At 57.9% G+C, this 25,270-nt stretch carries 27 protein-coding genes and 1 tRNA gene; 16 read left to right on the top strand and 12 right to left on the bottom strand.

Annotated elements, in window-relative coordinates:
* Window positions 1-409: 409 nt before the first annotated feature.
* Window positions 410-850 carry a hypothetical protein gene (locus IB252_RS18670; protein WP_046052179.1) on the bottom strand — a complete coding sequence of 147 codons (441 nt, stop codon included), beginning with the start codon at window positions 848-850 and terminating at the stop codon, window positions 410-412.
* Between IB252_RS18670 and IB252_RS18665 the strand changes: the two genes are divergently transcribed.
* Window positions 849-1,304, top strand: coding sequence for a tRNA (cytidine(34)-2'-O)-methyltransferase (locus IB252_RS18665; RefSeq protein WP_007949025.1), 456 nt, complete (start codon window positions 849-851; stop codon window positions 1,302-1,304). The two genes, IB252_RS18670 and IB252_RS18665, sit on opposite strands and share 2 nt — an antisense overlap.
* Before the next feature lie 130 nt (window positions 1,305-1,434).
* On the opposite strand, the gene secB is transcribed toward IB252_RS18665, so the two are convergent.
* The 3 genes from secB to IB252_RS18650 are packed head-to-tail and all read right to left on the bottom strand — an operon-like array spanning window position 1,435 to window position 2,631.
* Entirely contained in the window at window positions 1,435-1,920 is a 486-nt protein-coding gene (gene secB / locus IB252_RS18660; RefSeq protein ID WP_192409866.1) for a protein-export chaperone SecB, read from the bottom strand.
* 41 nt (window positions 1,921-1,961) lie between these two features.
* Window positions 1,962-2,216 (bottom strand): glutaredoxin 3, encoded by a 255-nt coding sequence (gene grxC, locus IB252_RS18655; protein ID WP_008149430.1) that lies wholly within the window; start codon window positions 2,214-2,216, stop codon window positions 1,962-1,964.
* Window position 2,217: 1 nt separating this feature from the next.
* On the bottom strand, window positions 2,218-2,631 hold the full coding sequence (locus IB252_RS18650) for a rhodanese-like domain-containing protein (protein WP_111449421.1): 414 nt from the start codon (window positions 2,629-2,631) through the stop codon (window positions 2,218-2,220).
* 153 nt (window positions 2,632-2,784) lie between these two features.
* Between IB252_RS18650 and gpmI the strand changes: the two genes are divergently transcribed.
* The 6 genes from gpmI (at window position 2,785) to IB252_RS18620 (ending at window position 11,143) form a co-directional block, all read left to right on the top strand.
* Complete coding sequence (gpmI, locus tag IB252_RS18645; RefSeq protein ID WP_192409865.1) at window positions 2,785-4,314, top strand: 2,3-bisphosphoglycerate-independent phosphoglycerate mutase; 1,530 nt, start codon at window positions 2,785-2,787, stop codon at window positions 4,312-4,314.
* Window positions 4,315-4,546: 232 nt separating this feature from the next.
* Window positions 4,547-5,845 (top strand): murein hydrolase activator EnvC family protein, encoded by a 1,299-nt coding sequence (locus tag IB252_RS18640; protein ID WP_192409864.1) that lies wholly within the window; start codon window positions 4,547-4,549, stop codon window positions 5,843-5,845.
* 34 nt (window positions 5,846-5,879) lie between these two features.
* Window positions 5,880-7,199, top strand: a complete 1,320-nt coding sequence (locus IB252_RS18635; RefSeq protein WP_111449423.1) for a S41 family peptidase — start codon at window positions 5,880-5,882, stop codon at window positions 7,197-7,199.
* A gap of 1 nt (window position 7,200) precedes the next feature.
* The gene (locus IB252_RS18630) at window positions 7,201-7,998 is read left to right on the top strand and encodes a divergent polysaccharide deacetylase family protein (protein ID WP_192409863.1); all 798 of its coding nucleotides are present in this window, start codon (window positions 7,201-7,203) and stop codon (window positions 7,996-7,998) included.
* 96 nt (window positions 7,999-8,094) lie between these two features.
* Window positions 8,095-9,603 (top strand): trypsin-like serine peptidase, encoded by a 1,509-nt coding sequence (locus tag IB252_RS18625; protein ID WP_192409862.1) that lies wholly within the window; start codon window positions 8,095-8,097, stop codon window positions 9,601-9,603.
* Window positions 9,604-9,694: 91 nt separating this feature from the next.
* Complete coding sequence (locus tag IB252_RS18620; RefSeq protein ID WP_192409861.1) at window positions 9,695-11,143, top strand: trypsin-like serine peptidase; 1,449 nt, start codon at window positions 9,695-9,697, stop codon at window positions 11,141-11,143.
* On the opposite strand, the gene IB252_RS18615 is transcribed toward IB252_RS18620, so the two are convergent.
* From IB252_RS18615 to IB252_RS18585, 7 genes are all read right to left on the bottom strand, one after another.
* Window positions 11,124-11,879: a substrate-binding periplasmic protein gene (locus IB252_RS18615; protein WP_192409860.1), complete on the bottom strand. Its 756-nt coding sequence runs from the start codon at window positions 11,877-11,879 to the stop codon at window positions 11,124-11,126. The two genes, IB252_RS18620 and IB252_RS18615, sit on opposite strands and share 20 nt — an antisense overlap.
* A 73-nt stretch (window positions 11,880-11,952) precedes the next feature.
* Window positions 11,953-12,723, bottom strand: a complete 771-nt coding sequence (hisF, locus tag IB252_RS18610) for an imidazole glycerol phosphate synthase subunit HisF (protein ID WP_084318197.1) — start codon at window positions 12,721-12,723, stop codon at window positions 11,953-11,955.
* A gap of 9 nt (window positions 12,724-12,732) precedes the next feature.
* Window positions 12,733-13,470, bottom strand: coding sequence for a 1-(5-phosphoribosyl)-5-[(5-phosphoribosylamino)methylideneamino]imidazole-4-carboxamide isomerase (gene hisA, locus IB252_RS18605; protein WP_007897434.1), 738 nt, complete (start codon window positions 13,468-13,470; stop codon window positions 12,733-12,735).
* A gap of 42 nt (window positions 13,471-13,512) precedes the next feature.
* A complete protein-coding gene (locus tag IB252_RS18600; RefSeq protein ID WP_008024930.1) occupies window positions 13,513-13,770 on the bottom strand; it encodes a DUF2164 domain-containing protein in 258 nt (85 codons plus the stop codon).
* Entirely contained in the window at window positions 13,771-14,409 is a 639-nt protein-coding gene (gene hisH / locus IB252_RS18595; RefSeq protein WP_111449427.1) for an imidazole glycerol phosphate synthase subunit HisH, read from the bottom strand. It abuts the gene before it with no gap.
* Window positions 14,409-15,002, bottom strand: a complete 594-nt coding sequence (hisB, locus tag IB252_RS18590; protein ID WP_003218037.1) for an imidazoleglycerol-phosphate dehydratase HisB — start codon at window positions 15,000-15,002, stop codon at window positions 14,409-14,411. Before hisB ends, hisH begins: the two co-directional genes overlap by 1 nt.
* Before the next feature lie 285 nt (window positions 15,003-15,287).
* Window positions 15,288-16,952, bottom strand: a complete 1,665-nt coding sequence (locus IB252_RS18585) for an OFA family MFS transporter (protein WP_008149415.1) — start codon at window positions 16,950-16,952, stop codon at window positions 15,288-15,290.
* Window positions 16,953-17,172: 220 nt separating this feature from the next.
* Here IB252_RS18585 and IB252_RS18580 point away from each other — a divergent pair, with 220 nt between their 5' ends.
* From IB252_RS18580 to IB252_RS18560, 5 genes are all read left to right on the top strand, one after another.
* Window positions 17,173-17,577: an acetyl-CoA sensor PanZ family protein gene (locus IB252_RS18580; protein ID WP_192409859.1), complete on the top strand. Its 405-nt coding sequence runs from the start codon at window positions 17,173-17,175 to the stop codon at window positions 17,575-17,577.
* 78 nt (window positions 17,578-17,655) lie between these two features.
* Window positions 17,656-19,881, top strand: a complete 2,226-nt coding sequence (locus IB252_RS18575; protein ID WP_192409858.1) for an AsmA family protein — start codon at window positions 17,656-17,658, stop codon at window positions 19,879-19,881.
* The gene (gene mutY / locus IB252_RS18570) at window positions 19,878-20,945 is read left to right on the top strand and encodes an A/G-specific adenine glycosylase (protein ID WP_134101152.1); all 1,068 of its coding nucleotides are present in this window, start codon (window positions 19,878-19,880) and stop codon (window positions 20,943-20,945) included. Before IB252_RS18575 ends, mutY begins: the two co-directional genes overlap by 4 nt.
* Entirely contained in the window at window positions 20,942-21,214 is a 273-nt protein-coding gene (locus IB252_RS18565) for an oxidative damage protection protein (RefSeq protein ID WP_008149405.1), read from the top strand. The genes mutY and IB252_RS18565 overlap by 4 nt, the downstream gene beginning before the upstream one ends.
* A 103-nt stretch (window positions 21,215-21,317) precedes the next feature.
* Window positions 21,318-21,393: transfer RNA gene (locus IB252_RS18560), tRNA-Phe, on the top strand.
* 85 nt (window positions 21,394-21,478) lie between these two features.
* Here the strand turns inward: IB252_RS18560 and IB252_RS18555 are convergent.
* The gene (locus IB252_RS18555; RefSeq protein WP_192409857.1) at window positions 21,479-21,928 is read right to left on the bottom strand and encodes a carboxypeptidase regulatory-like domain-containing protein; all 450 of its coding nucleotides are present in this window, start codon (window positions 21,926-21,928) and stop codon (window positions 21,479-21,481) included.
* A gap of 262 nt (window positions 21,929-22,190) precedes the next feature.
* On the opposite strand from IB252_RS18555, the gene IB252_RS18550 reads away from it, so the two are divergent.
* The 4 genes from IB252_RS18550 to IB252_RS18535 all read left to right on the top strand — a co-directional run bounded on the left by IB252_RS18550 (window position 22,191) and on the right by IB252_RS18535 (window position 25,205).
* Window positions 22,191-23,249 (top strand): PDDEXK nuclease domain-containing protein, encoded by a 1,059-nt coding sequence (locus IB252_RS18550; RefSeq protein WP_111449432.1) that lies wholly within the window; start codon window positions 22,191-22,193, stop codon window positions 23,247-23,249.
* Between the two features lie 69 nt (window positions 23,250-23,318).
* A complete protein-coding gene (locus IB252_RS18545) occupies window positions 23,319-24,293 on the top strand; it encodes an alpha/beta fold hydrolase (RefSeq protein WP_192409856.1) in 975 nt (324 codons plus the stop codon).
* A gap of 37 nt (window positions 24,294-24,330) precedes the next feature.
* Window positions 24,331-24,753, top strand: coding sequence for a hypothetical protein (locus IB252_RS18540; RefSeq protein ID WP_192409855.1), 423 nt, complete (start codon window positions 24,331-24,333; stop codon window positions 24,751-24,753).
* Entirely contained in the window at window positions 24,753-25,205 is a 453-nt protein-coding gene (locus IB252_RS18535; protein WP_192409854.1) for a hypothetical protein, read from the top strand. The genes IB252_RS18540 and IB252_RS18535 overlap by 1 nt, the downstream gene beginning before the upstream one ends.
* Window positions 25,206-25,270 lie beyond the last annotated feature (65 nt).

Below are 25,270 nucleotides of genomic sequence, written 5' to 3'. Positions count from 1 at the left end.
GCACCGCCGCAATGCACCGTGAACCGCAATCGCGCATGACAATCGACCCAAAACCCCGCCTTCATCTGCAAGAAAACCCCTATCGAAAAAACACGAAAGCCCCGGAATACGGGGCTTTCGACGTTTCAGCGCGACATTCTGTTTCAACTTGTTAAAACCTGGCACGCCCCCTGCAATAGTCCATTCAGTGATTCAGTTCACTACCCAGTTTCGGGGACCTTGGTACAGGCAGGCCGGGGATTCCCCTCTTTACACCGGGCTCACACCGCACAAGCGACGAGCCCAAGCAGTTTTGGGGCCCTTGATACAGGCAGGTCAGGGGTTCCTTCTTTACACCGGGCTCACGTCGCAATGCGCGAGCCCTGCCGTTTTGGGGACCTTGGTACAGGCAGGCCGGGGATTCCCTCTTTTATTGCTCTCGGAGATGGATCTCCAGCCGCCAGCGGTCATCGACCTCGCTACCGGCCCACTCGCCCTGCAGTGGCCGGGCCGCAACCACCGTCAGCAACAACCCCCCATCACTCAAACGCACGCGCCAGTTCACGCTCTTGTCGTTGATTTTGAGCTGACCTTTCTGTGCCTTTCCTTCAGCCTCGAACAGCAACGCGAGGCTACCGTCGACGAACTCGCCGTGAGCCTTGGGTTCGTTGTTGAACCACACCACCAGCCCATCGTTCGTGACCTCGACCTGCTGCAATTCGCTGGGGTCGGGAGTGGTCAGGCGACCGATCATCAGCCCCACCATCACCCCGACAATCGCCAGCGAAGCCATCACTCGCGGGAATAGCTTCGAACGCGGGTCAGCTTCAGGCGTAGAATGCCGCTCATCTTTACCTTCGGAGCCGTGCATGTTTCACGTCATCCTTTTCCAACCAGAAATTCCGCCGAATACCGGCAACGTTATCAGGCTGTGCGCCAACAGTGGCTGCCACCTGCATTTGATCGAACCGCTGGGCTTCGAGATGGACGACAAGCGTCTGCGCCGGGCCGGCCTCGATTACCACGAGTATGCCACCCTGCAGCGCCACGCAGACCTCGCCAGCTGTCTGGAAAGCCTCGGTCATCCTCGGCTGTTCGCCTTTACCACCAAGGGCTCGCGGCCGTTCCACGATGCCAGCTTCGCGGAGGGCGATGCGTTCCTGTTCGGCCCGGAAAGCCGTGGCTTGCCGGCAGAAGTACTCGATGCCCTGCCCGGCGAACAGCGCCTGCGCCTGCCGATGCGTGAAGGCTGCCGCAGCCTGAACCTGTCGAACACCGTGGCGGTCGCCGTGTACGAAGGCTGGCGCCAGCTCGGCTTTAAATAACACCACATAACAAATGTGGGAGCGGGCTTGCTCGCGAAGAGGTCATAACATTCAACATCATCGTTGTCTGTTACACCGCTTTCGCGAGCAAGCCCGCTCCCACATTGGACTTGCTTTGACTCAGGACCGCTTACTGAACGGTTGGAGTCTCGCCAGCCGTCTGCATGCGTTGCAGCTCTTGTGCGTACAGCGCGTCGAAATTCACCGGGGCCAGCATCAGCGCCGGGAACGAACCACGGGTGACCAGGCTGTCCAGGGTTTCGCGAGCATACGGGAACAGGATGTTCGGGCAGAACGCGCCGAGGGTGTGGCTCATCGAAGCGTCGTCGAGGTTCTTGATCAGGAAAATCCCGGCCTGTTGCACTTCGGCAATGAACGCCACTTCTTCACCGTTTTTCACGGTAACGGACAAAGTCAGTACGACTTCGTGGAAGTCGCCTTCCAGAGCCTTTTGACGGGTGTTCAGATCCAGACCGACGCTCGGTTCCCACTGCTGGCGGAAGATTGCCGGGCTTTTCGGTGCTTCGAAGGACAAGTCACGTACGTAGATGCGCTGCAAGGAGAATTGCGGTGCGGTTTCTTCTTCGCTAGCTGCAGTGTTCTGTTGGTCAGTCATCTCAGATCCTTTCTGATCTTGGGGTCTTATAGGGAAGGCATTCAGGCCTTGAGCATGGCGTCGAGCTTGCCGGCGCGCTCAAGGGCGAACAAATCATCACAACCACCCACATGGGTGCTGCCGATCCAGATCTGCGGCACGGACGTACGTCCGGCCTTCTGAGCCATGGCGGCACGCACCTGCGGCTTGCCATCGACCTTGATCTCTTCGAAGGCCACGCCTTTGTTCTCGAGCAGGTACTTGGCTCGCGAACAGTAAGGGCAGTAATCGCTGGAATAGACGACGACGTTGCTCATATCACTTCACCAGCGGCAGGTTGTCGCCTTTCCAGCTGGAAATACCGCCGGAAAGCTTGGCGGCGGTGAAGCCGGACTTCATCAGTTCGCGGGCATGCGTGCCAGCAGTCTGGCCCATGGCGTCGACCAGGATAATGGTCTTGGCCTTGTGCTTTTCCAGTTCGCCAACGCGAGCGGTCAGTTTGTCGTGAGGAATGTTCACCGCGCCAACAATGTGACCGGCGGCGAAGTCCTTGGTCGAACGAATGTCGATCACAATGCCCGCGTCCTTGTTGACCAGCCCGGTCAGTTCACCGGTGCTCAGGCTGCGGCCGCCGCCTTGCATCTGATAGGCCAAAAGCAAGGCCGCCAGTACGACGAAGATACCCACGAGAATGTAGTGGTTGGTGGCGAATTGGATCAGATGTTCAACCATCGAAGGAAGTTCCAGGGCGTTAAAATGTCGGCCAGTATACACAGCCACTATGGTGGGCCAAACCCCGTCCGGCGGTGACGTGGCCGGAACTTCGCTTTAAACTGCCACTCCCTTTTCCATCGCCCTCTTTTAACTCAGCCACGAGTGGAATCCATGACTACCACGCCTAAACCTTTGGTCCTGATTATTCTCGACGGCTTCGGTCACAGTGAGAGCCCTGAATCCAACGCCATCTTTGCGGCGAAGAAGCCCGTACTGGACCGTCTGTGGGCCACCGTGCCGAACGGCCTGATCTCGGGCAGCGGCATGGACGTCGGCCTGCCGGATGGCCAGATGGGCAACTCCGAAGTCGGCCACATGAACCTCGGCGCCGGCCGCGTGGTGTATCAGGACTTCACGCGCGTGACCAAATCGATCCGCGACGGCGAGTTCTTCGAGAACCCGACCATCTGCGCCGCTGTCGATAAAGCCGTCGCTGCCGGCAAAGCCGTGCATTTCATGGGCCTGTTGTCCGATGGCGGCGTTCACAGCCACCAGGATCACCTGATTGCCATGGCCGAACTGGCTTTCAAGCGCGGCGCTGAAAAAATCTATCTGCACGCCTTCCTTGATGGGCGCGACACGCCGCCGAAAAGCGCTCAGTCGTCCATCGAACTGCTGGATGCGGCCTTCCAGGCTCTCGGCAAAGGCCGGATCGCCAGCATTATTGGCCGTTACTTCGCCATGGACCGCGACAACCGTTGGGACCGCGTGTCCCAGGCTTACAACCTGATTGTCGATGGCAACGGCGAATTCAACGCCGCCACCGCCCAGGAAGGCCTGCAAGCCGCGTACGAACGCGGCGAGAGCGACGAATTCGTCAAAGCCACCAGCATCGGTGAGCCGGTGAAAGTCGAAGACGGCGACGCCGTGGTGTTCATGAACTTCCGCGCTGACCGCGCCCGCGAACTAACCCGCGTGTTCGTCGAAGACGATTTCAAGGAATTCGAACGTGCCCGCCAGCCAAAACTGGCCGGCTTCGTCATGCTGACCCAGTACGCCGCCAGCATTCCCGCCCCATCGGCCTTCGCCGCGGGCAGCCTGGACAACGTGCTGGGCGACTATCTGGCGAAAAACGGCAAGACCCAGCTGCGCATTGCCGAAACCGAGAAGTATGCCCACGTAACCTTCTTCTTCTCCGGTGGCCGTGAAGAACCGTTCCCGGGCGAAGAACGCATCCTGATCCCGTCGCCAAAAGTCGCCACTTATGACTTGCAGCCCGAGATGAGCGCCCCGGAAGTCACCGACCGCATCGTTGATGCCATCGAAAACCAGCGTTACGACGTGATCGTGGTCAACTACGCCAACGGCGACATGGTCGGCCACAGCGGCGTGTTCGACGCAGCGGTAAAAGCCGTTGAATGCCTCGACCTGTGCGTCGGCCGCATCGTTAATGCCCTGGAAAAAGTCGGTGGTGAAGCCCTGATTACTGCCGACCACGGCAACGTCGAGCAGATGTCCGATGAAACCACCGGCCAGGCGCATACCGCCCACACCACCGAACCGGTGCCGTTCATCTATGTCGGCAAGCGTGACTTCAAGGTTCGCGACGGCGGCGTGCTGGCGGACGTGGCACCGACCATGCTGATGTTGATGGGTCTGGAAAAACCGGCGGAAATGACTGGCACGTCGATTCTGGTGTAACCCGCCCCTTCAAACACCACCAAAACCCTGTGGGAGCGAGCCTGCTCGCGATAGCAATCTGACAGCCAACATCTTTGTTGAATGTACTGATGCCATCGCGAGCAAGACCGCTCCCACATTGGTTTTGCGGTGTTTTTCTGTCCGGTTATCACACAACCCCAATTGGGCGTTTTTTTTGCAGCGCTTGGCGGGCATACTAGGCCCGTCCCTTTCCCTGGTGTCGCCCGCCTCTATGCTTCGCGTCCTGATAGCCCTTGCTCTGACATGCCTGCTCCAACCGGCCTTTGCTGACGAGCGCGCGCAAACCCAACAACAGTTGGACGCCACGCGTCAGGACATTGCCGAGCTGAAAAAGCTGCTGGGCAAGCTCCAGGAAGAAAAGTCCGGTGTGCAGAAAGACCTCAAAGGCACCGAGACCGAGATGGGCAAGCTCGAGAAGCAAGTCGAAGCCCTGCAAAAAGAGCTGAAGAAAAGCGAATCCGAGCTGCAGCGACTCGATGCCGAGAAAAAAAAACTCCAGAGCGCGCGCATTGAACAGCAGCGACTGATCGCCATTCAGGCCCGCGCGGCCTATCAGAACGGTCGTCAGGAGTACTTGAAGCTGTTGCTCAACCAGCAGAACCCGGAAAAATTCGCCCGCACCCTCACCTATTACGACTACCTGAGCCAGGCCCGCCTGGAGCAGCTGAAGAATTTCAACGAAACCCTGCGCCAACTGGCCAATGTCGAAAAAGACATCGCCATGCAACAGGCGCAATTGCTGGTGCAGAAAAGCAGCCTCGACAGCCAGCGTGAAGAACTCGACAAAGTCCGCAAGGAGCGCCAGCAAGTCCTGGCCAAACTCAGCGACGACGTGAAGGCCCGGGATCAGAAGCTGGCGGCCCGCGAGCAGGATCAGGCAGACCTGTCTAAAGTCCTTAAAACCATTGAAGAAACCTTGGCCCGTCAGGCCCGAGAGGCAGAAGAAGCGCGGCAAAAAGCGCTGATCGCCCAGCAGGAAGCCGAAAAAAAGCGTTTACGTGAGGCCCAGGCTGCAGCAGATGCTGAGGCCACTGATGCCCCACGCAAACCCGTTAAATCGACACCCGGCGCCCTGGTATCAAGTTCAGGTGAGACCTTCGGCGGCCCCTTTGCTTCAAGCCGGGGAAAACTTCCCTGGCCAGTCGATGGTCGACTGCTGGCACGCTTTGGCGAAACCCGTGGCGACGACGCCCGCACCAAGTGGGACGGCGTGATGATCAGCGCCTCCGCCGGCAGCCAGGTGCACGCCGTGCATGGCGGTCGCGTGGTGTTCGCCGACTGGTTGCGAGGCGCCGGGCTGCTGGTGATTCTCGACCACGGCAACGGTTTTTTGAGTCTTTATGGTCACAACCAGACGCTGCTCAAGTCTGCAGGTGACGTGGTAAAAGCCGGTGAGTCCATCTCCACTGTGGGTAGCAGTGGCGGGCAGGACACGCCAGCGCTGTATTTCGCTATTCGTCAGCAGGGTCACCCGAGTGATCCAGCGCAATGGTGCCGCGCGCAAGGATAGGCGTTGAGTCACCTACATTAGGAGTTCGTTCGACATGCTGCATTTGTCCCGCCTTACCTCGCTGGCCCTGACGATCGCCCTGGTGATCGGCGCGCCTCTGGCGTTTGCCGCTCAACCTGCTCCGGCAGTCGCGCCTGCGGGCACTGCTGCGACCACCAAGGCGCCGTTGCCTCTGGAAGAGTTGCGCACTTTTGCCGAGGTCATGGATCGGATCAAGGCAGCCTATGTCGAGCCGGTGGACGACAAGACCCTGCTGGAAAACGCCATCAAAGGCATGCTCAGCAACCTCGACCCACACTCCGCCTACCTGGGCCCGGAAGACTTCGCTGAATTGCAGGAAAGCACCAGCGGCGAATTCGGCGGCCTGGGCATCGAAGTCGGTGCCGAAGACGGTTTTATCAAAGTGGTTTCGCCGATCGATGACACCCCGGCCTCCAAGGCTGGCATTCAGGCCGGCGACTTCATCGTCAAGATCAACGGCCAGCCGACCCGCGGCCAGAGCATGACCGAAGCTGTGGACAAGATGCGCGGCAAGATCGGCCAGAAAATCACCCTGACCCTGGTGCGCGACGGCGGTGCGCCATTCGACGTAACCCTGGCCCGCGCCATCATTCAAGTGAAGAGCGTGAAGAGTCAGCTGCTGGAATCCGGCTACGGCTACATCCGCATCACCCAGTTCCAGGTCAAGACCGGCGACGAAGTCTCCAAGGCCCTGGCCAAGCTGCGCAAGGACAACGGCAAGAAGCTCAAAGGCATCATCCTCGATCTGCGTAACAACCCCGGCGGCGTGCTGCAAGCGGCGGTGGAAGTGGTCGACCACTTCATCACCAAGGGCCTGATCGTTTACACCAAGGGCCGTATCGCCAACTCCGAACTGCGCTTCTCCGCCACCGGCAAGGACGAAAGCGAAGCCGTGCCAATGGTCGCGCTGATCAATGGCGGCAGCGCCTCGGCCTCGGAAATTGTCGCCGGTGCCTTGCAGGATCAGAAACGCGCGGTGGTCATGGGCACCACCAGTTTCGGCAAAGGCTCGGTACAAACCGTGCTGCCGCTGAACAACGAACGCGCCCTGAAGATCACCACGGCGCTGTATTACACGCCGAACGGCCGCTCGATCCAGGCTCAGGGCATCGTCCCGGACATCGAAGTGCGCAAGGCCAAGATCACCAACGAGCAGGACGGCGAGTACTTCAAGGAAGCCGATCTGCAAGGTCACTTGGGCAATGGCAACGGCGGCGCCGACAAACCGACCAGCTCCAGCGGCAAAGCCAAGGCAATGCCGCAGGATGACGACTACCAATTGGCCCAGGCCCTGAGCCTGCTCAAAGGGTTGAGCATCACCTCCGGCCGCTGAGATGCGCCTGCGGTTATTACTCGGTCTGCTGTGTTGTCTGGCGGGTGTCGCTCACGCGGCGCCTGCCACAACAGCGGCCACACCTCAAAAAGCTTATCTAAGCCTGATCATCGATGACCTGGGGCAAAACCTGCCCCGGGATCGCCGCGTGCTGGCCCTGCCCGGCCCAGTCACCGCGGCGATCATGCCGGACACGCCCCACGCCACCGAATTCGCCCGCGAGGCCCATCGCGCTGGCAAGATTGTCATCCTGCACATGCCCATGGACCCGGCCACTGGCCCGTTCGCCTGGCACCCTGATTTGCCCATCGACGAACTTGAGAAACGCCTGAACGCAGCGTTCAAGGTCGTGCCCTACACCGCTGGCATCAACAACCACATGGGCAGCCGCATGACCGTTCAGCCGGCTGCCATGGCTTGGTTGATGGCGGACTTGCAGCGTCGGCGCAAACTCTTCGTCGACAGCCGCACCAGTGTGCAAACCGTGGCGGCCGCCGAAGCACAGAAGATTGGTCTGGCGAGCGTTTCGCGGGATGTGTTCCTGGATGACGAGCCCACTGAAGCCGCGATATTTACTCAGCTGCAGACGGCAATCAGCCTGGCGCACAAGCAGGGTTCTGCGGTGCTGATCGGGCATCCGTATCCGCAGACTCTGGCAGTTCTGGAGCGTGAACTGCCCAGGCTCAGGGCGCAGGGAATCGAGTGGATTGATATCAGGCAGATGATCAGCGTGCGCGGCAATCGCGCAACAGCTGCACACGGCAAGGACGGGCTTTACCGCATCCCTCCTGCCCGCTGATTGATCGGAACTTCTGATCTCACGATAACTATATATGTCTCTTGGTACTCAGCCTAATGCCACGATAGTGCTTATCTGAATTCCCAAGGAACAGTCATGAGAAATAAACTTACGATAATTAAATACTGCACTTTTTTGATACTTTTGCTGTCCCAAGCCTCGCACGCAGGTGATCTCGGCGAGGGACTGACCAACCAATCAAATTCGATACTTTTGAAAAACAATGATGCTAAATACAACCATTGGAATGGCATTGGCAAAATTTTCAAAGACAGCAAACCACAGTGTACAGCCAGCCTATTAGATACCCGAGACGAAGACAACAATGCACGGGGCCCGGCTTATCTGCTCACAGCAGGACACTGTGTAGCCCAAGGTCTGGATCACCCTGCCACCGATATACCTTTTGAGGCAAGCGTGACATTTAACTTCTTCATCGATACCTCGGATAAATACAAGAGCTACAAAATTCATAAAGCAAACTGGGCTAGCATGTCCACCACTGACATTGCTATTTTGGAGCTGGACACCCCTCTGTCTACGCTACTTGAAGATGGGGTGACACCACTGAAGCTGGCATACAGAACCTCCAGGATAGCTAGCGATATACTTATTGTCGGCGCACCAGATAATCTTCCAGAATCCGGTCTGCGCCTAGCTGCTTGCTATCAGGAATCAACAGAAGCAACGCTTGTGTTGAAATGGTGGGTCTTTCCGAACACCCTGAAAAACAGGTGCAAGGGTATTCGTCATGGCGCTTCCGGGAGCCCTGTCCTTGATCGTGAAACAGGAAGTATTGTCGGCGTGTTATTTGCTTCTACATTTGTATCGACACTAGATGAATTATGTTTCGACACCGCTTGTGAAGTGAAAAATGAAAAAACCGAATTGTCTCCTGAAACCAATTACAGCCACACGGCCGATTACTTACCAAGTTGTTTTGTAAAGGGAATTTTCAGCACCACATCTAGCTCTTGCACGCTGGAACCAACGTTCAATTTAGAACTGAACGATTACGCTCCATTGAGATACGCCACCGTACCATCTACTGAAAACCCGACGCTGCCTACATGGGGTCTGGATTTTTCGATGGACAAGCCTTACTACCGCTTTAAAACTGTCCGCGACGCCAGGGACTGTTTGTCCCCTCACTACTACAGCGACGTAATAAGCACCACCGGTGCTTTGATCAATACTCCTACAGGTCGCAAAGCAGGCATGTATTTTCTCTGCGTACTGGGCGTCGAATCAGCAGAGCAGACTCCGACAGCAGGGCTACTGAGAACCGTCTGGATTTCTCCAGCACAACTCGTAGAGGCAGAACCCGTCAGAATGGCAGAACCCATAATTACGTTGGGAGCCGACTGGAATTACAATGTCACATGGCGTCAATCGTTACCTTTGTATTTTAATAGCTTCTACTACGCCGGCCCGACAGACACAACAAACTGCGGCGACATAAAGCGTGAAGATTATACTTATGCTTATGGAAATAACGCAGTGACTTTTACTGCCGAGCAGCTTCCTCTAACACTGTGCAGCTACAATAACAGCCTGGACTCCCGATCCTCTGCGGTACGCACCGACTTGCTGACATTGCCTTGACACGATCTGACAGCTTCAACTATCCATATAACTCGACCGACCCACTAAGCACCGAAATTAACCAAATTAAATTTATCGCCAAGGAATGGCCATGAACTACACGCGCACCGTATTAATCGGCTGTTTATTCAGCAGCTTCCTTAGCCCTGCCCAGGCAGCCCCAAGAGATATTGGTGAAGGACTCAGAAATAATTCCATATCGAAAGCACTGAAAAATAGCGAACAACAATATTCGCTCTGGAATGGTATCGGCTACCTAACCACCCAAGACAGTGCTTGCACGGCGACCCTTATCGACACCAGAAATTTTGAGCACAAAGCTGTTGGACCTGCTTATTTAATCACCAGCGGTCACTGCGTAACAGCCGAAATCGGAACGTCCAAGCTAAACCAGACATTTGATGCGAGCATAACTTTCAATTATTTCTATGACACGCCCGACAATCATAAGACATATAAAGTTCGAACATCCAATTGGACCAGCATGGTCGGCACGGACATGGCTTTACTTGAAGTCGATAAACCTCTTGCACTGCTAATTGAAAACGGAATTGTCCCGCTCAAACTTGCACCCCTCCCGCCCCTGGACAGGCATGACGTACTCAATGTGGGCGCACCTGGAAAATTCGTGGAGAAGGGGCTGCGCTTGAGCGCATGCACTCAAGAAGTTTCCAGAACCATGTCCGACAGCATCTCAAGATTCCCTGGGGGCTTAACGAATCAGTGCGCTGATTTACACCCAGGAAGCTCTGGAAGCCCGATGCTGGATCGTCGTACAAACGAGATCATCAGCATTACCTCAGAAAAAGGCTATAGCTACGCGGCAAATTTTATCTCCGACTGTTTTATTAATGGAGTCTTCACAAACAACTCAGAAAACTGCACATTACGGGAAGTTGATATTACTGTCGACCTACCGAGTCTTTTCACAACACATGCATACTCTCATTGGAATTCAGCGGGGAAAGAAATTTTACCTACGTGGGATTACAAGTTCAGTATCAACAGCCCTTACTATCGCTACAAAACCACACGCGACGCCATAAATTGCCAAGACCCCAGCCGGTACAGTGCCGCTATTAGTTCGACAAGTCCTCACATAAACAGCGCTATTGGCCCTCAGACTCGCATGCACGTCTTGTGCATTATTGGTGTGGAGTCACAAGAGCAGAAGCTCTCCAGTGGATTACTACGAAATACTTTCACGCACGCTGTCTATCTGGCAGAGCCGGCTCCTGTACCGAATATTACTCTGAGCTCCAATCGGCACATTAACATCACATGGGAAAACTCATATCCAGAATATACCACCCACTTTTTTCACTTAGGCCCGGCCGACTCCACACAATGCGGCAATCATGATGATCCGCGTTACAAAACCATAGCCGGCAGCGGAGTTTTATACTCATTCTCACCTGTCAAACTCTGCAGCTACGCCCGCCGAGATACTGAACCACACCTATCCGCGATACGCTTTGACGTGATCACCCTTCCTACAATCGAGCTGAATACAACATCCACTACAAATACCGCGCCATGATGTCGTCGACCACGCCTTCCTTGCGTAACTGATCCAGCGCAGCCTGAAGCTTTGCGACCACCTCATCCGGCACGTCCTTGTTCAACGCCAGGTACAACTCGGCGCTGTTGAAGCGCAGCACAGTCTTGAGCCCGTTCACGCCGTCCTGGCGCGCCAGATAGCGGCCTGCCGGGTCACCCGTGGCCCACAGGTCGATCTGGCCGTTGACCAGTTTTTTGGCGTTGTCCTGATCGCGCAGCACAACGATCGGTTTCAATCCTTGCTTGGCCAGCGTCTCGGCAATCGCATCGCCCTTGTAGGCGCCGATCTTGTACTTGCGCGCCTGATCCAGCGTCTCGAGCGTGATCTTGCTGTCCGCATTGGCCAGCATGATCCAGTCGTCCGGACCAATCGGGCCGACCCACTTGAAGAGTTTCTCGCGGTCCGGCAAACGCGCCATCACGAACACGCCATAACCGGGTTTTTCCAGCGCGAGTTTGTAGATTCGCTCCCAAGGGAAACGCAGCGTCAAGCTGTAAGGGATGTCGGCACGTTTGAACATCTCACGGACAATGTCCACGGCAATGCCGTTGATGTTCTCGTCCTGAGCGAAGTTCTTGCCATTCTTCGCCATGTTGTACGGTGGGAAGTTTTCCGTCAGCAACACCAGACCGGTGCCGGGATTTTCTGCGGCGTGAACTCCGTTGATGAACAACAGAGAAGCACTGGCGAGGACAAGAAGAAGGCGTTTAAGCATGTCTGGCTACCGAGATCCATGGCGTACCCAAGAGTGCCCTGAGCCCGCCATGCTGTCCACTGGCCTGTACTGTTTAACGCATCACGATGCCGCGATGAGCCATGTAGGCCTTGGCTTCCTGCACGGTGTATTCGCCGAAGTGGAAAATACTCGCCGCCAGCACCGCGCTGGCGTGGCCTTCGAGGATGCCGTCGGCCAAGTGCTGCAGGTTGCCGACACCGCCGGAAGCGATGACCGGAATCCCCAGCGCATCGCTGATGGCGCGGGTGACGCCCAGGTCGAAGCCGTTTTTCATGCCGTCCTGGTCCATGCTGGTCAGCAGGATTTCACCGGCACCGAGACCTTCCATCTTCTTCGCCCACTCAACGGCGTCGAGACCGGTTGGCTTGCGACCGCCGTGGGTGAAGATTTCCCAGCGCGGGATTTCGCCCGGACCGGAAACCTTCTTGGCGTCGATGGCGACGACAATGCACTGCGAGCCGAAATGCTGAGCCGCTTCGCCGACGAATTCCGGGTTGAACACCGCAGCGGTGTTGATCGAAACCTTGTCCGCGCCGGCATTCAACAAGTTGCGAATGTCCTGCACGGTACGCACACCGCCGCCCACGGTCAGCGGGATGAACACCTGGCTGGCCATGCGTTCGACGGTATGCAGCGTGGTATCGCGGCCATCGACGCTGGCGGTGATGTCGAGAAAGGTAATCTCGTCGGCACCTTGCTCGTCGTAGCGACGGGCGATTTCCACCGGGTCGCCGGCGTCGCGAATATTCTCGAACTTGACGCCCTTGACCACCCGGCCGTTATCCACGTCCAGGCAAGGGATGATGCGTTTGGCCAGCGCCATGGTCAGTCCTCAGCCTTTGTACGAATCGCAGAAAGCTTGCGCTTCAGCGACATCGAGGGTGCCTTCGTAAATCGCCCGGCCGGTGATGGCGCCGATGATGCCTGGCGCCTTGGCGTCGAGCAGCGACTTGATGTCACCCAGATTGTGGATACCGCCGGAAGCGATCACCGGAATCTTCGTCGCAGCGGCCAGGGCGGCGGTGTACGAAACGTTGCAGCCCTGCATCATGCCGTCTTTGGCGATGTCGGTATAAACGATCGCGGATACGCCGTCGGCTTCGAATTGCTTGGCCAGGTCGATCACCTGAATGGTGCTGATTTCAGCCCAGCCGTCAGTGGCGACAAAACCGTCTTTGGCATCCAGACCGACGATCACCTTGCCCGGGAACGCGCGGCAGGCTTCAGCAACGAAAGCCGGATCTTTCACGGCTTTGGTGCCGATGATCACGTAGCTCACGCCCGCTTTGACGTAGTGTTCGATGGTTTCCAGGGAGCGGATACCGCCGCCGATCTGGATCGGCAGGTTCGGGTAGCGCTTGGCGATGGCGGTGACCACTTCGCCGTTGACCGGCTGGCCTTCGAAGGCGCCGTTCAGGTCGACCAGATGCAGACGGCGGCAACCGCCTTCCACCCACTTGGCAGCCATGCTCACCGGGTCATCGGAGAACACCGTGGAATCTTCCATGCGGCCCTGGCGCAGACGAACACAGGCACCGTCTTTAAGATCGATAGCGGGAATAATCAGCATTTGGCAAACCTTCAAATTCGATTGTTCAGCTTCGCTCGAAAATCAGTTTTTCTCGAGCGCCCACAAGTCGCTTTCGATGCTTTCGAACCTCTCTTTGAGGTGCGTCTGCACATCGAAAATCGCCCTGTTGTAATAGTGCGGAGCAATTTCGCGGGTAAATAGCTCAAGGATTTCAGCCGCTTCGAACGAACCCAGGTCCAGCTCGAAGCGGTCTTCCATGAAGCGTTTGATCTTGTGATTGGCCTCGTTCTCCTGTTCAGGAGTGAGGGTCAGGATCGGCGGCTTTTTCTTGACAGCCATTTACCAGCGACCATCCCACGCGGCGAAGTTCTGCAGCAATTGCAGGCCATGGGTATGGCTTTTCTCCGGGTGGAACTGCACCGCGAACCGCGAGCCATCGGCCAGCGCCGCAGCGAAATCGACACCGTAATGACCGCCACCCACCACTTGCCGCGGGTTGCCGGCAGCAATGTAGTAGCTGTGCACGAAATAGAAACGCGCCAGGTCCGGAATGTTGTGCCACAGCGGATGGGTGACCGTCTGCTTCACTTCGTTCCAGCCCATGTGCGGGACTTTCAGGTGTTCGCCATCTTCGTGCAAATCCTTGCCGAAGAACTTCACCTGACCCGGGAACAGGCCGATGCAGTCGACGCCGTCGTTCTCTTCACTGTTGTCGAGCAAGGCTTGCATGCCGACGCAGATGCCGAGGAACGGGCGATCCTGGCTGACTTCGCGCACCAGCGAATCGAAGCCCAGGCGACGGATCTCCGCCATGCAATCGCGAATCGCGCCGACGCCGGGAAAAACCACCCGGTCGGCTTCGCGAATCACAGCGGCATCGCTGGTGATCAGGACCTTGCCGGCACCCACGTGCTCGAGGGCCTTGGCCACCGAGTGCAGGTTGCCCATGCCGTAATCGATAACCGCAACCGTCTGCATTACAGAACGCCTTTGGTCGACGGCATCTGACCGGCCATGCGGTCATCCAGCTCCACAGCCATGCGCAGGGCGCGGCCGAAAGCCTTGAACACGGTTTCGATCTGGTGGTGAGTGTTGGTGCCGCGCAGGTTGTCGATGTGCAGGCTGACGAGCGCGTGGTTGACGAAGCCCTGGAAGAATTCCTGGAACAGGTCAACGTCGAAGCCGCCAACGGTGGCACGGGTGTAGGGAACGTGCATCTGCAGGCCAGGGCGGCCGGAGAAGTCGATCACCACGCGCGACAGCGCTTCATCGAGCGGCACGTAGGCGTGGCCGTAGCGACGGATGCCTTTCTTGTCGCCGATGGCTTTGGCAAAGGCCTGACCCAGGGTGATACCGACGTCTTCCACCGTGTGGTGGTCGTCGATATGCAGGTCGCCCTTGCTGACAATATCCAGGTCGATCAGCCCGTGACGGGCGATCTGGTCCAGCATGTGCTCAAGAAAAGGAACACCGATATCAAATCGGGCCTTTCCGGTGCCATCCAGGTTGATCGAGGCTTTGATCTGGGTTTCCAGAGTGTCGCGCTCGACTGACGCCTTACGTTCGGCCATCACCAGCTCCGCAAAATCATTGGGCGAAAAAAGGCAATCATTATAGGGGCGCGGGCGCCAAACAGAAACACGGGAGGTGATATGACTGACGGAGTGAATCCCCTGTTGTCGGGGATAGACATGTCCATACAAGCCATTTGCATACACTACAAAACAAATGTGGGAGTGACGGTGCGACGATTCGACCTGCTCGCGATGAGGCCCTAACATTCAACATCTCTGTCGACTGTCAGGCCGCTATCGCGAGCAGGCTCACTCCCACAAGGGGTGATGCGTTTACTTAACTTAGTGGAACAGTACTGCCGTTTTCTGCAGAGTCACCCAAACACCCCACGCCAACGGAATACCCACCACCAGCCATGCAGCCACTGCCAAAGGCTTGGTGCCCGCATCCGCTTTCCACTCCAGTACGGTGCTGCTGTCAGCCCCTTTGTCGTGGCCCAGCGCCTGTTCGGCGGCCAGTTCAGCGTCGGTCATGAAGTACTTGTCAGCCACCGGACGCACCAGCAGGTTGCAGATGAACCCCAGCACCAGCAGGCCCGCGAGGATGTACAAGGTGATGTCGTAAGCCGCGGCGCGTTCAACGCCGATGCTCAGCTGATACTCACGCAGGTAGTTCACCAACACCGGACCCAACACGCCCGCCGCCGCCCAGGCCGTCAGCAGACGACCGTGGATCGCGCCGACCATTTGCGTGCCGAACAGGTCCGCGAGATACGCAGGAACCGTCGCAAAACCACCGCCGTACATCGACAGGATGATGCAAAAAGCCGCCACGAACAGAGCAACGTTGCCCAGGTGACCGAGGTTCGGGATCAGCGCGTACAGGGCAAAACCCAGGGCGAAGAACACGAAATAGGTATTTTTGCGGCCCAGGTAGTCCGAGAACGAGGCCCAGAAGAAGCGGCCACCGATGTTGAACAGGCTCAGCAAACCGGTGAAACCGGCAGCAATCGCCGCGATCGAGGCCAATTGCGAAGCGTCCAGTTGACCGAATGTCAGGCCGTTACCCAACAACGTGCCAGCGAACACTTCCTGCAACAGCGGAGAAGCCATGCCGAGAATGCCGATACCCGCCGAAACGTTCAGGCACAGCACCAGCCACACCAGACGGAATTGCGGGGTTTTCCACGCCACATTCACGTGGACGTGACGGTGGGTGATCATCGCGTTGGAAGCTTTCTTCGCCGGAGCGGTCCAGCCTTCAGGCTTCCAGCCGGTTGGCGGAACGCGGTAAGACAGTGCGCCACCGATCATGAACACGAAGTAGATCGCGGCCATCACCAGGAAGCTCTGCCATACGCCGACGCTGGTTGGCGAAGCGAAGTGGCCCATCAAGGCTGCGGCCAGCGGAGCACCCACCATCGCGCCACCACCGAAACCCATGATCGCCATGCCGGTCGCCATGCCGCGCTTGTCCGGGAACCACTTGATCAGAGTCGATACGGGCGAGATGTAACCCAGGCCCAGGCCGATACCGCCAATGACCCCGGAGCCGATCCACATCAGCCATATCTGGTGGGTATAGACCCCCAGCGCTGAAATCAGCAGACCGCCACACCAGCACAGGGCCGATACAACGCCAGCCTTGCGTGGCCCGGCGTGTTCCAGCCAGCCGCCCCAGATGGCTGCCGAGCAACCGAGGAAGATGAAGAACAGGGTGTAGATCCAGCCGAGCATCGAGATCGGCCAGTCACATTGGGACGAGAAGACCTGCGAGATGAAGCTCATGTCCGGCGCGCAGGCCACGGCCTTGGTCACGCCCAGGGCTTTGGACAGTGGCAACCAGAACACCGAAAAGCCGTAAGCCATGCCGATGCAAAGGTGAATGGCCAAGGCGGCCGGTGGTACCAGCCAGCGGTTGAAACCGGGCTTGGCGATGATGCGTTCCTTGGACAGGAACGCGGGCTGGTCGGCTTTGAGGCCGTCCGCCGTGATGCTCGTGGTCATGGTGTATCCCCCAATTATTAGAATGGTTCGTCAGCGCTCCTCACCCCCAGCCTTTATGCGCACGCATGACTGTTTTTGAGGTGAAGCTCCATTTTGGTGCGACATCGCGTCGCAGAAGGACGGACGAACCAGCAAAGGTTACCATCTGTACGTGACAGAAAAACCAAAGTGATATCACCTTTTGTATGTCATCAGTTCTCGTACCACTGAAGGAGCCCTCATGCCGATCATTGTCGAGCCGCTAAACGAAGCCACTTATCAAGATCAGCAAGATCTGCAGAAGATCTACCGCGATGCTCCGGACTGGCTGTTTGCCCCGTTTGCCGGGGAATTGCAGTTGATCGAAGGCTGCCTGCTGGACGGTTCGCTGATCGCCGGCCGCTTCAACGATCGGCTTTTGGGCGCGGCACGCCTGCAACGGCACTCGGATGTCTGGCACCTGTCCCAACTATGCGTACGAAAAATTACCCGTCGTCGTGGCGTGGCCGAGCGACTGGTGAATGAAGCGCAGAAAATGGCGTCGCAAGCGGGTGCGACATTGCGCCTGTTGGCGCCTGCCGGGCATCTGGAGGCACAAGCGCTGGCGGCCAAACTGAAAATACCGCTGGATGTGTTGCCGAGGTGATCGCTGACCGGTCGTCCGCTGCGGAGCGCTATACTCCCCGGCTAAATTTCGAATTCGACTAACTACAAGGACTCGCCCATGAAAGCGTTCGGCAAAATCCTGGGTCTGGTACTTCTCGGGCTATTGCTGATCATTGTGGCGCTGGGCTTTGCCCTGACCCACCTCTTTGATCCCAATGACTATAAAGACGAGATTCGCCAGATAGCCCGCGACAAGGCCCACATCGAGCTGACGCTCAATGGCGATATCGGCTGGAGCCTGTTCCCGTGGCTGGGCCTGGAATTGCACGAAGCCACGGTCGCGACCCTGGCCAAGCCCACCGAGCCGTTCGCTGATTTGCAGATGCTCGGCTTGTCGGTCCGTGTGCTGCCGCTGCTGCGCCGTGAAGTGCAAATGAGCGATGTGCGCGTCGAAGGCCTGAACCTGCGCCTGACCCGCGACAAGGACGGCCACGGCAACTGGCAAGACATCGGCAAGGTACCGGCGCCGGCTACCCCGGCCACACCGCCCGCGACCACTGGCGAACCCGCGATCGAGACCACCACCCAAGCGGAAAAACCGGCCCAGCCGATTCGCCTGGACATCGACAGCCTGACCGTCAACAACGCCCGCGTTGAATACAGCGACGAAAAAACCGGCAAGCAATTCAGCGCCGAAAGCATCCAGCTGAGTACCGGCCCGGTGCATGACTCCACGAACATCCCGGTCAAACTCACTGCGTTCCTGGGCACCAACCAGCCGGTCTTGCGTGTCCGTACCGAGCTCAACGGCGAGCTGCGTTTCGAGCGCGCACTGCAGCGCTACAAATTCGAAGACATGAAACTCTCTGGGGAAGTGGCTGGCGATCCGCTGCAAGGCAAAACCATGACCTTCGCCGCCCAGGGCCAGTTGCTGCTGGATAAAGCGGCGAACGTCGCCGAATGGACCGGCATCAAGATCTCTGCCAACCAACTGCGCGCATTGGGTGAACTGAAGGTCAACGACCTCGACAAAACCCCGCAAATCAGTGGCGGCCTGTCGATCGCCCAGTTCGATCTGGCGAAATTCGTCGACAGCATTGGTCAGCAGCTTCCGGCGATGGCTGAAGGCAGCCTGAGCAAAGTCGAACTGGTCAGCCGCCTTGCCGGCACGCCGACCAGCGTGATCCTGGACGACATCAACCTCAAAGTCGACGACAGCACCTTCAGCGGCCGCATCGCCGTCGAGGACTTCGCCAAACAATCGCTGCGGGCGAACCTCAAGGCCGACACCTTCAACGTCGACCGTTATCTGCCACCAAAATCCGCCGAAGCCAACAGCGCGACGCAGGTGCGTAAGGCCGAAGTGGCCAACACCGAGGCCGAAGCCATGGCTGGCCCGGGCAACACCCCGCTGCCGCCAGCACCGACCAAAGACGCGTGGAGCAACGAGCGCCTGCTGCCGGTGGAACGCCTGAGCAAACTCGACGTAGACGCCGACCTCACCTTCGGTCAGTTGACCCTCGATAAATTGCCGATCCAGAACGCTGCGCTCAAGGCCTCGGGCCAGGGCGGTCTGCTGACTCTGGAAAGCCTTCGCGGCGACCTGTACGACGGCAACTTCGACGCCAAAGGTACGCTCGACGTGCGCCAACAGGTGCCAGCGCTGAACATACAGACGAGCATCAGCAAAGTACCCGTGGAAAAAATCCTCGAAAGCCAGGGTAAAAATCCGCCGGTCAATGGCCTGGTGACATTCAACAGCAACCTGACCGGCAGCGGCAACAGCCAGAAAGCGCTGATCGAAACCCTCAACGGCAATGCCAGTTTCATCATCAACAACGGCGTGTTGCTCAATGCCAACCTCGAACAACAGCTGTGCAAAGGCATCGCCACCCTGAACCGTAAAACCCTCAGCGGCGAGCCACGGGGCAAGGACACACCGTTCCAGGAGTTCAAGGGCAACCTGACCTTCCGTAACGGCGTGGCCAGCAACCCGGACCTGAAAGTGCGCATCCCGGGCATGACCGTCAACGGCGACGGCGACGTCGATCTGCGGGTGCTTGGCATGGATTACCGCGTGGGCGTTATCGTCGAAGGCGACAAGAGCGACATGCCGGACCCGGCCTGCCAGGTCGGCGAGAAGTTCGTCGGCATCGAGTGGCCGCTGCGCTGCCGTGGCCCGCTGGAACTGGGCGCCAAGGCTTGCCGCCTCGATAACGAACGCATGGGCCAGGTCGCGAGCAAACTGGCCGGCGAAAAAATCAGCGAAAAAATCGACGAGAAGCTTGGCGACAAAGTCAGCCCGGAACTGAAAAACGCGTTGAAGGGGCTGTTCAAGCGATGAGAGCCGAGCAGTTTTCATCGGCGGTGCTGGACTGGTACGACCGCCACGGCCGCCACGACTTGCCCTGGCAACAAGGCATCACCCCGTATCGGGTGTGGGTCTCGGAAATCATGCTGCAGCAGACCCAGGTCAGCACGGTGCTGAACTACTTCGACCGCTTCATGGCCTCGTTGCCGACGGTCGAAGCCCTGGCCGCTGCGCCGGAAGACGAAGTCCTGCACTTGTGGACCGGCCTCGGTTACTACACCCGTGCGCGCAATTTGCAGAAGACCGCGAAGATTGTCGTCGCCGAGTACGGCGGCGAGTTTCCGCGGGATGTGGAAAAGCTGGTTGATCTGCCAGGCATCGGCCTGTCTACGGCAGGTGCTATCGCCAGCCTGAGCATGGGCCTGCGGGCGCCGATCCTCGACGGCAACGTCAAACGGGTGCTGGCGCGCTTTACCGCGCAAGAGGGCTATCCGGGCGAGCCCAAGGTCGCCAAACAGCTGTGGGCCAACGCTGAGCGCTTCACGCCGCATGATCGGGTCAACGCCTACACCCAGGCGATGATGGATCTGGGCGCCACGCTCTGTACCCGCAGCAAACCAAGCTGCCTGCTCTGCCCGCTGGAAAAGGGCTGCGAAGCGCACATGCTCGGCCTGGAAACGCGCTACCCGATCCCCAAACCGCGTAAAGCAGTGCCACAGAAGCGTACGCTGATGCCGATGCTCGCCAACGGTGACGGCGCGATTCTGCTTTACCGTCGCCCTTCCACGGGCTTGTGGGGCGGTCTATGGAGCCTGCCGGAACTCGATGACCTCGACGACCTGCAACATCTGGCTTCGCAGCATTCGCTGGAACTTGGCAGTCAACAGGCGCTGCCGAGCCTGGTCCATACCTTCAGTCATTTCCAGTTGTCCATCGAACCCTGGCTGGTTCAGGTCCAGGAGGCCGGCCATCACGTGGCCGAGGCCGACTGGCTCTGGTATAACCTCGCCACCCCGCCGCGCCTGGGCCTTGCCGCCCCGGTCAAAACCTTGCTCGAACGCGCGGCCGCCGTATTGAACGCAGGAGAGTCGTCATGACCCGCACCATCATGTGCCGCAAGTACAAAGAAGAATTGCCCGCCCTGGAGCGTGCTCCATTTCCTGGCGCAAAAGGTCAGGACATTTTTGACCACGTCTCGGCCAAAGCCTGGGCAGACTGGCAAAAGCACCAGACCCTGCTGATCAACGAAAAACGCCTGAACATGATGAACGCCGAAGACCGCAAATATCTTCAGGGCGAGATGGACAAGTTCTTTTCCGGCGAGGAATACGCCAAGGCTGACGGCTACGTTCCGCCGGCTGAATAATCCCGCTTTTTCGAGGGTCGGAACGTAAGCGACGGTAATAATTAAAATTTTTTTGAAAACTTTCTTGACGACCCCCTGAAAAACCAGTTTAATGCGCCCCGTTGCCCAGATAGCTCAGTCGGTAGAGCAGGGGATTGAAAATCCCCGTGTCGGCGGTTCGATTCCGTCTCTGGGCACCAAATACCGAAAACCCTGAATCGCAAGATTCAGGGTTTTTTTATGCTCGCGATTTGATCAGACCTCGCGCAAGTCGTCTCTCTTTGGCTAGTTTTCACTACCCCAATGGAAGACCAGATTGCGAGCAGCACCGCTTCCTACCTCCGCCGTATCACGCCGCTCCTCACCATTACGTGTCGCGACGACGGTGTACTTGCCGGGTGGCAGCTGAACGTAGACCAGCGGACCCGCCTCACTCAGCGTCAGCACGGGCGACCCCGGGGTTTTCTGAATGACCAGATTCACATCTGGCACATACTCATCCTTCGGCCCGGTGGAAAAGGTCATGTGCAGGTTGTAGCCCTGCGTATGTTGAATGGCTTTAGCCTCATCCTCTCCGATCCCTCCGGACAGGTAAGTAATCCCGTTTTGCTGTTGCTGCTGGACTTGCACACCTGTGCTGTCAATCGGTTCAAGACTGGCGGCGTTAAGCACGACTGGAAACATCAGTACGCCGACGGCGGCGATGGGCAGCATGAATGAATGGACGTTCTTCATGATGGTGACTCCCGGGTTGCTCAGAACCCAATCGTTACTCTTCTTAGATTTGTTACAGAATGTTCAAGTTTTAGATCGATTAGCACTTGAGCTAACTGCGAATCGGACTACGTGATGTATTCCTCATGCACGCGCTGTCGTCGGCCCGGTCCTGCAAAGCAAACTCGCCTTTCCTTCCGATTTACCAGCAACGCCCGGCATCGCGGACTATCACTCTCTTGCCATCCTCTTCCGCCTGTTTCCTTCAGCCGCGGAAAATGTCATGAGTCCTCTCAAACCCGGTAACACTCAAGATTCACAGATCACTTCACTGCTCGGCAATCTTGGCGAATTGATCCGTGAAGCGCGTCAGAAGGTGCTGCGAGCGGTCGATACCGTCCAGGTGCAAACCTGTTGGCAGATCGGACGGCATATTGTGGAGTTCGAGCAGGAGGGGGCTCGGCGGGCGGGTTATGGGAAGCAGTTACTGGCGACGCTGGCGAAGAGTCTGACAGCAGAGTTTGGCAAAGGCTTTGACATCTCCAACCTTCGCTACATGCGCCTGTTCTATCAAGCATTCCCAATTCGTGACGCACTGCGTCACGAATTGAGCTGGACCCACTACCGCAGATTGCTACGAGTCGAGAACGACCACGCTCGCCATTGGTACATGAACGAATCAGCGATGCAGAACTGGTCAAGTCGCGCCCTCGAGCGCCAGATCAATACCCTCTATTACGAACGCTTGCTGGCAAGTCGCGACCGGCCGGCCGTCAAACAGGAAGCCGCCATTCATATCGAGCAAATGAACGCCAGCCCTCGGGATTTCATCCGCGACCCAGTGCTTCTGGAGTTTCTCGGCCTGCCCAATGCGGGCTTGATCCAGGAAAGCGAACTTGAACAAGCCTTGATCAATCAACTCCAGGGCTTCCTGCTCGAACTGGGCAAAGGCTTCGCCTTCATCGCTCGCCAGCAACGCATCAGTACCGAGAGCAAGGACTTCTACATCGATCTGGTGTTCTACAACTACCTGCTCAAGTGCTTCGTCATCTTCGACCTCAAGCGCGGCGTACTGACCCATCAGGATGTCGGCCAGATGGACATGTACGTGCGCATGTACGACGACCTCAAGCGCGGACCGGAGGATGGTCCCACCGTCGGCCTCATTCTCTGCGCGCAAAAAGATGAATCGGTGGTGCGCTATTCAGTGCTGCAAGGCAACGAACAACTGTTCGCCAGTACCTACAGACTGGTACTGCCGAGCGAGGAGGAACTTCGCACAGAACTGGATCGGGAATGGGCGGTGCTTGAGGAGCGATTACTCAAGCAGAGGCTCCGATAAGCACGGGCGGATTGTTCATACGCTGCGTGAAGACTATCGTTGGCAGCTACCCGCAAAGGTCCGACGCCGATGAATTTGCAGGACATGCCCTCACTGGCACCCACTCAAACCGAGTTGCCACCACGCACATCTACGGCAGGCGAACCGTTCAAGGAGCTCGCCGCAGACGGCTACAGCCTCGGCGGTTTTACCTGGAGGCACCCCCGCCAGGACGCTACCCGCCCGGTCGTCATCATCAACGCCGCCACCTCCGTCCGCTGCCGCCATTACTCGCGCTTCGCCGATTACCTGTTCGCCAACGGCTTCGACGTGATCACTTACGACTACCGTGGCATCGGCGAATCGCGCCCCGCCTCGCTGAAAGGGCTTCGGGCTTCATGGTCAGATTGGGGCGCGCTGGACTTCGAGGCGATGCTCAAGCGCGCTCAGCGTGAATTCCCCGGGCAACCCATCGATGTTGTAGGCCACAGCTTTGGAGGCTGTGCCGCGGGCCTGGGAGCTTCCGGGCATTTGATTCGACGTCTGCTGACCGTCGGTGCGCAATTCGCTTACTGGCGCGATTACGCGCCCGCCCATCGCTGGCGGATGTTCGGCAAGTGGCATCTGGTGATGCCATTGATGACATTGCTTTGCGGCTACTTCCCCGGCAAACGTCTCGGCTGGCTAGAGGACACGCCCGCCGGCGTGGTTCGCGACTGGAGCATGCCCACCGCGCACTACGAGAAACGCCCCAGCGGTCGCGTCCTTCACGCAAAGTCCGGACGACTGCCCTTCTCATCCGTCACCGCACACACCCTGGCCATCAGCATCAGCGACGATCCTTACGGCACGATTCCAGCCATCGAACGGCTGCTGGGTTACTTCACCAACAGCACGAACGCCCACCTGCGAATCGCCCCCGAAGACATCGGCGAACAAGAAGTCGGACATTTCGCCTTTTTTCGTAGCCCATACCAAGCCACACTATGGCCCATTGCATTGTCCTGGCTGCAGACCGGCAAACTGGCCCCCGACACACCAGGGCGGCTCGTGCCACGCAACTGACTGATGCGCCCACTCAACGGAATACGGAACGACGCCCATGGCATCCGCCAACAAGCAGAACAAACGCGCCACTCGCGCCAAAGCCAAGGCCAAGCAGAACCGCACCCAACGGGCTGCCGCGCCGGTCGAGCTGGACCCGAACGACGACCGCATCGACTTCGAATCGGTGGACCTGACCGACCTGTTCAAAGAAATGATCGACGCACAAAAGATCAGCCAGCAAGCCATGTGCAAGGTCTTCCTTGAACACCCGCTGCTCGCGCTGGTGCTGGAGCAGGAAGGCGAAGAAACAGCGACAGACTTTATCGTCGCCGCGCTGATCGAATACCGCCAATGGTCCACCGAAGTGGACGAAGCCGGCGCACTGGCGTGGATCGAATCCCCGGCCTTCCAGGCTGACTACGTGGCGGCGTCCGACGCCATCGCGGCCCAAACACAACCGAAAGCGAACGGAATTTAATGGCCTCCCTGAACAAGCAACAGAAACGCGCCAAACGCGCCAAGATCAAAGCCAAACAAATCAATATCCACGGCAGAAAACCCGCCGCACTGGACGATGACCTGGGCGAAATCGGCGAGCCGATCCCGGAACACACCCTGGCGATGTTCAGCAAAATGCACGACGCAGAAGCCACCAGCCGCAACGACATGCTGCTGACCTTGCTGTCGAACCTCGCCGGAATCATCAGCGACCATCCAGAACTGCTGGACATGGAAAACGCCGACAACGAAGCCATGGCCGCCACTCACCTGGCCGCCGACATGCTGATCGATTACCGCATGTGGGCCGACGGCATGGACCGCGACACCGCCCAGGCCTGGCTGACGGATCCGCAGTTCATCACTGACTTCGGCACGGCGCTCGACAGCTATCGCGAGTCGCTGGATGCTCAGGAAGAAAAGGCTGAGTAAACACTCGCCTCAGAAACAAAAACGGCCGCTTGTCATTACTGACAGCGGCCGTTTTGCGTTATGCG

Source organism: Pseudomonas sp. PDM10 (assembly GCF_014852295.1).
Taxonomy (GTDB): domain Bacteria; phylum Pseudomonadota; class Gammaproteobacteria; order Pseudomonadales; family Pseudomonadaceae; genus Aquipseudomonas.
Note: the sequence above shows the minus strand (reverse complement) of the source record. Positions and strands in the feature narration are given on the sequence as shown.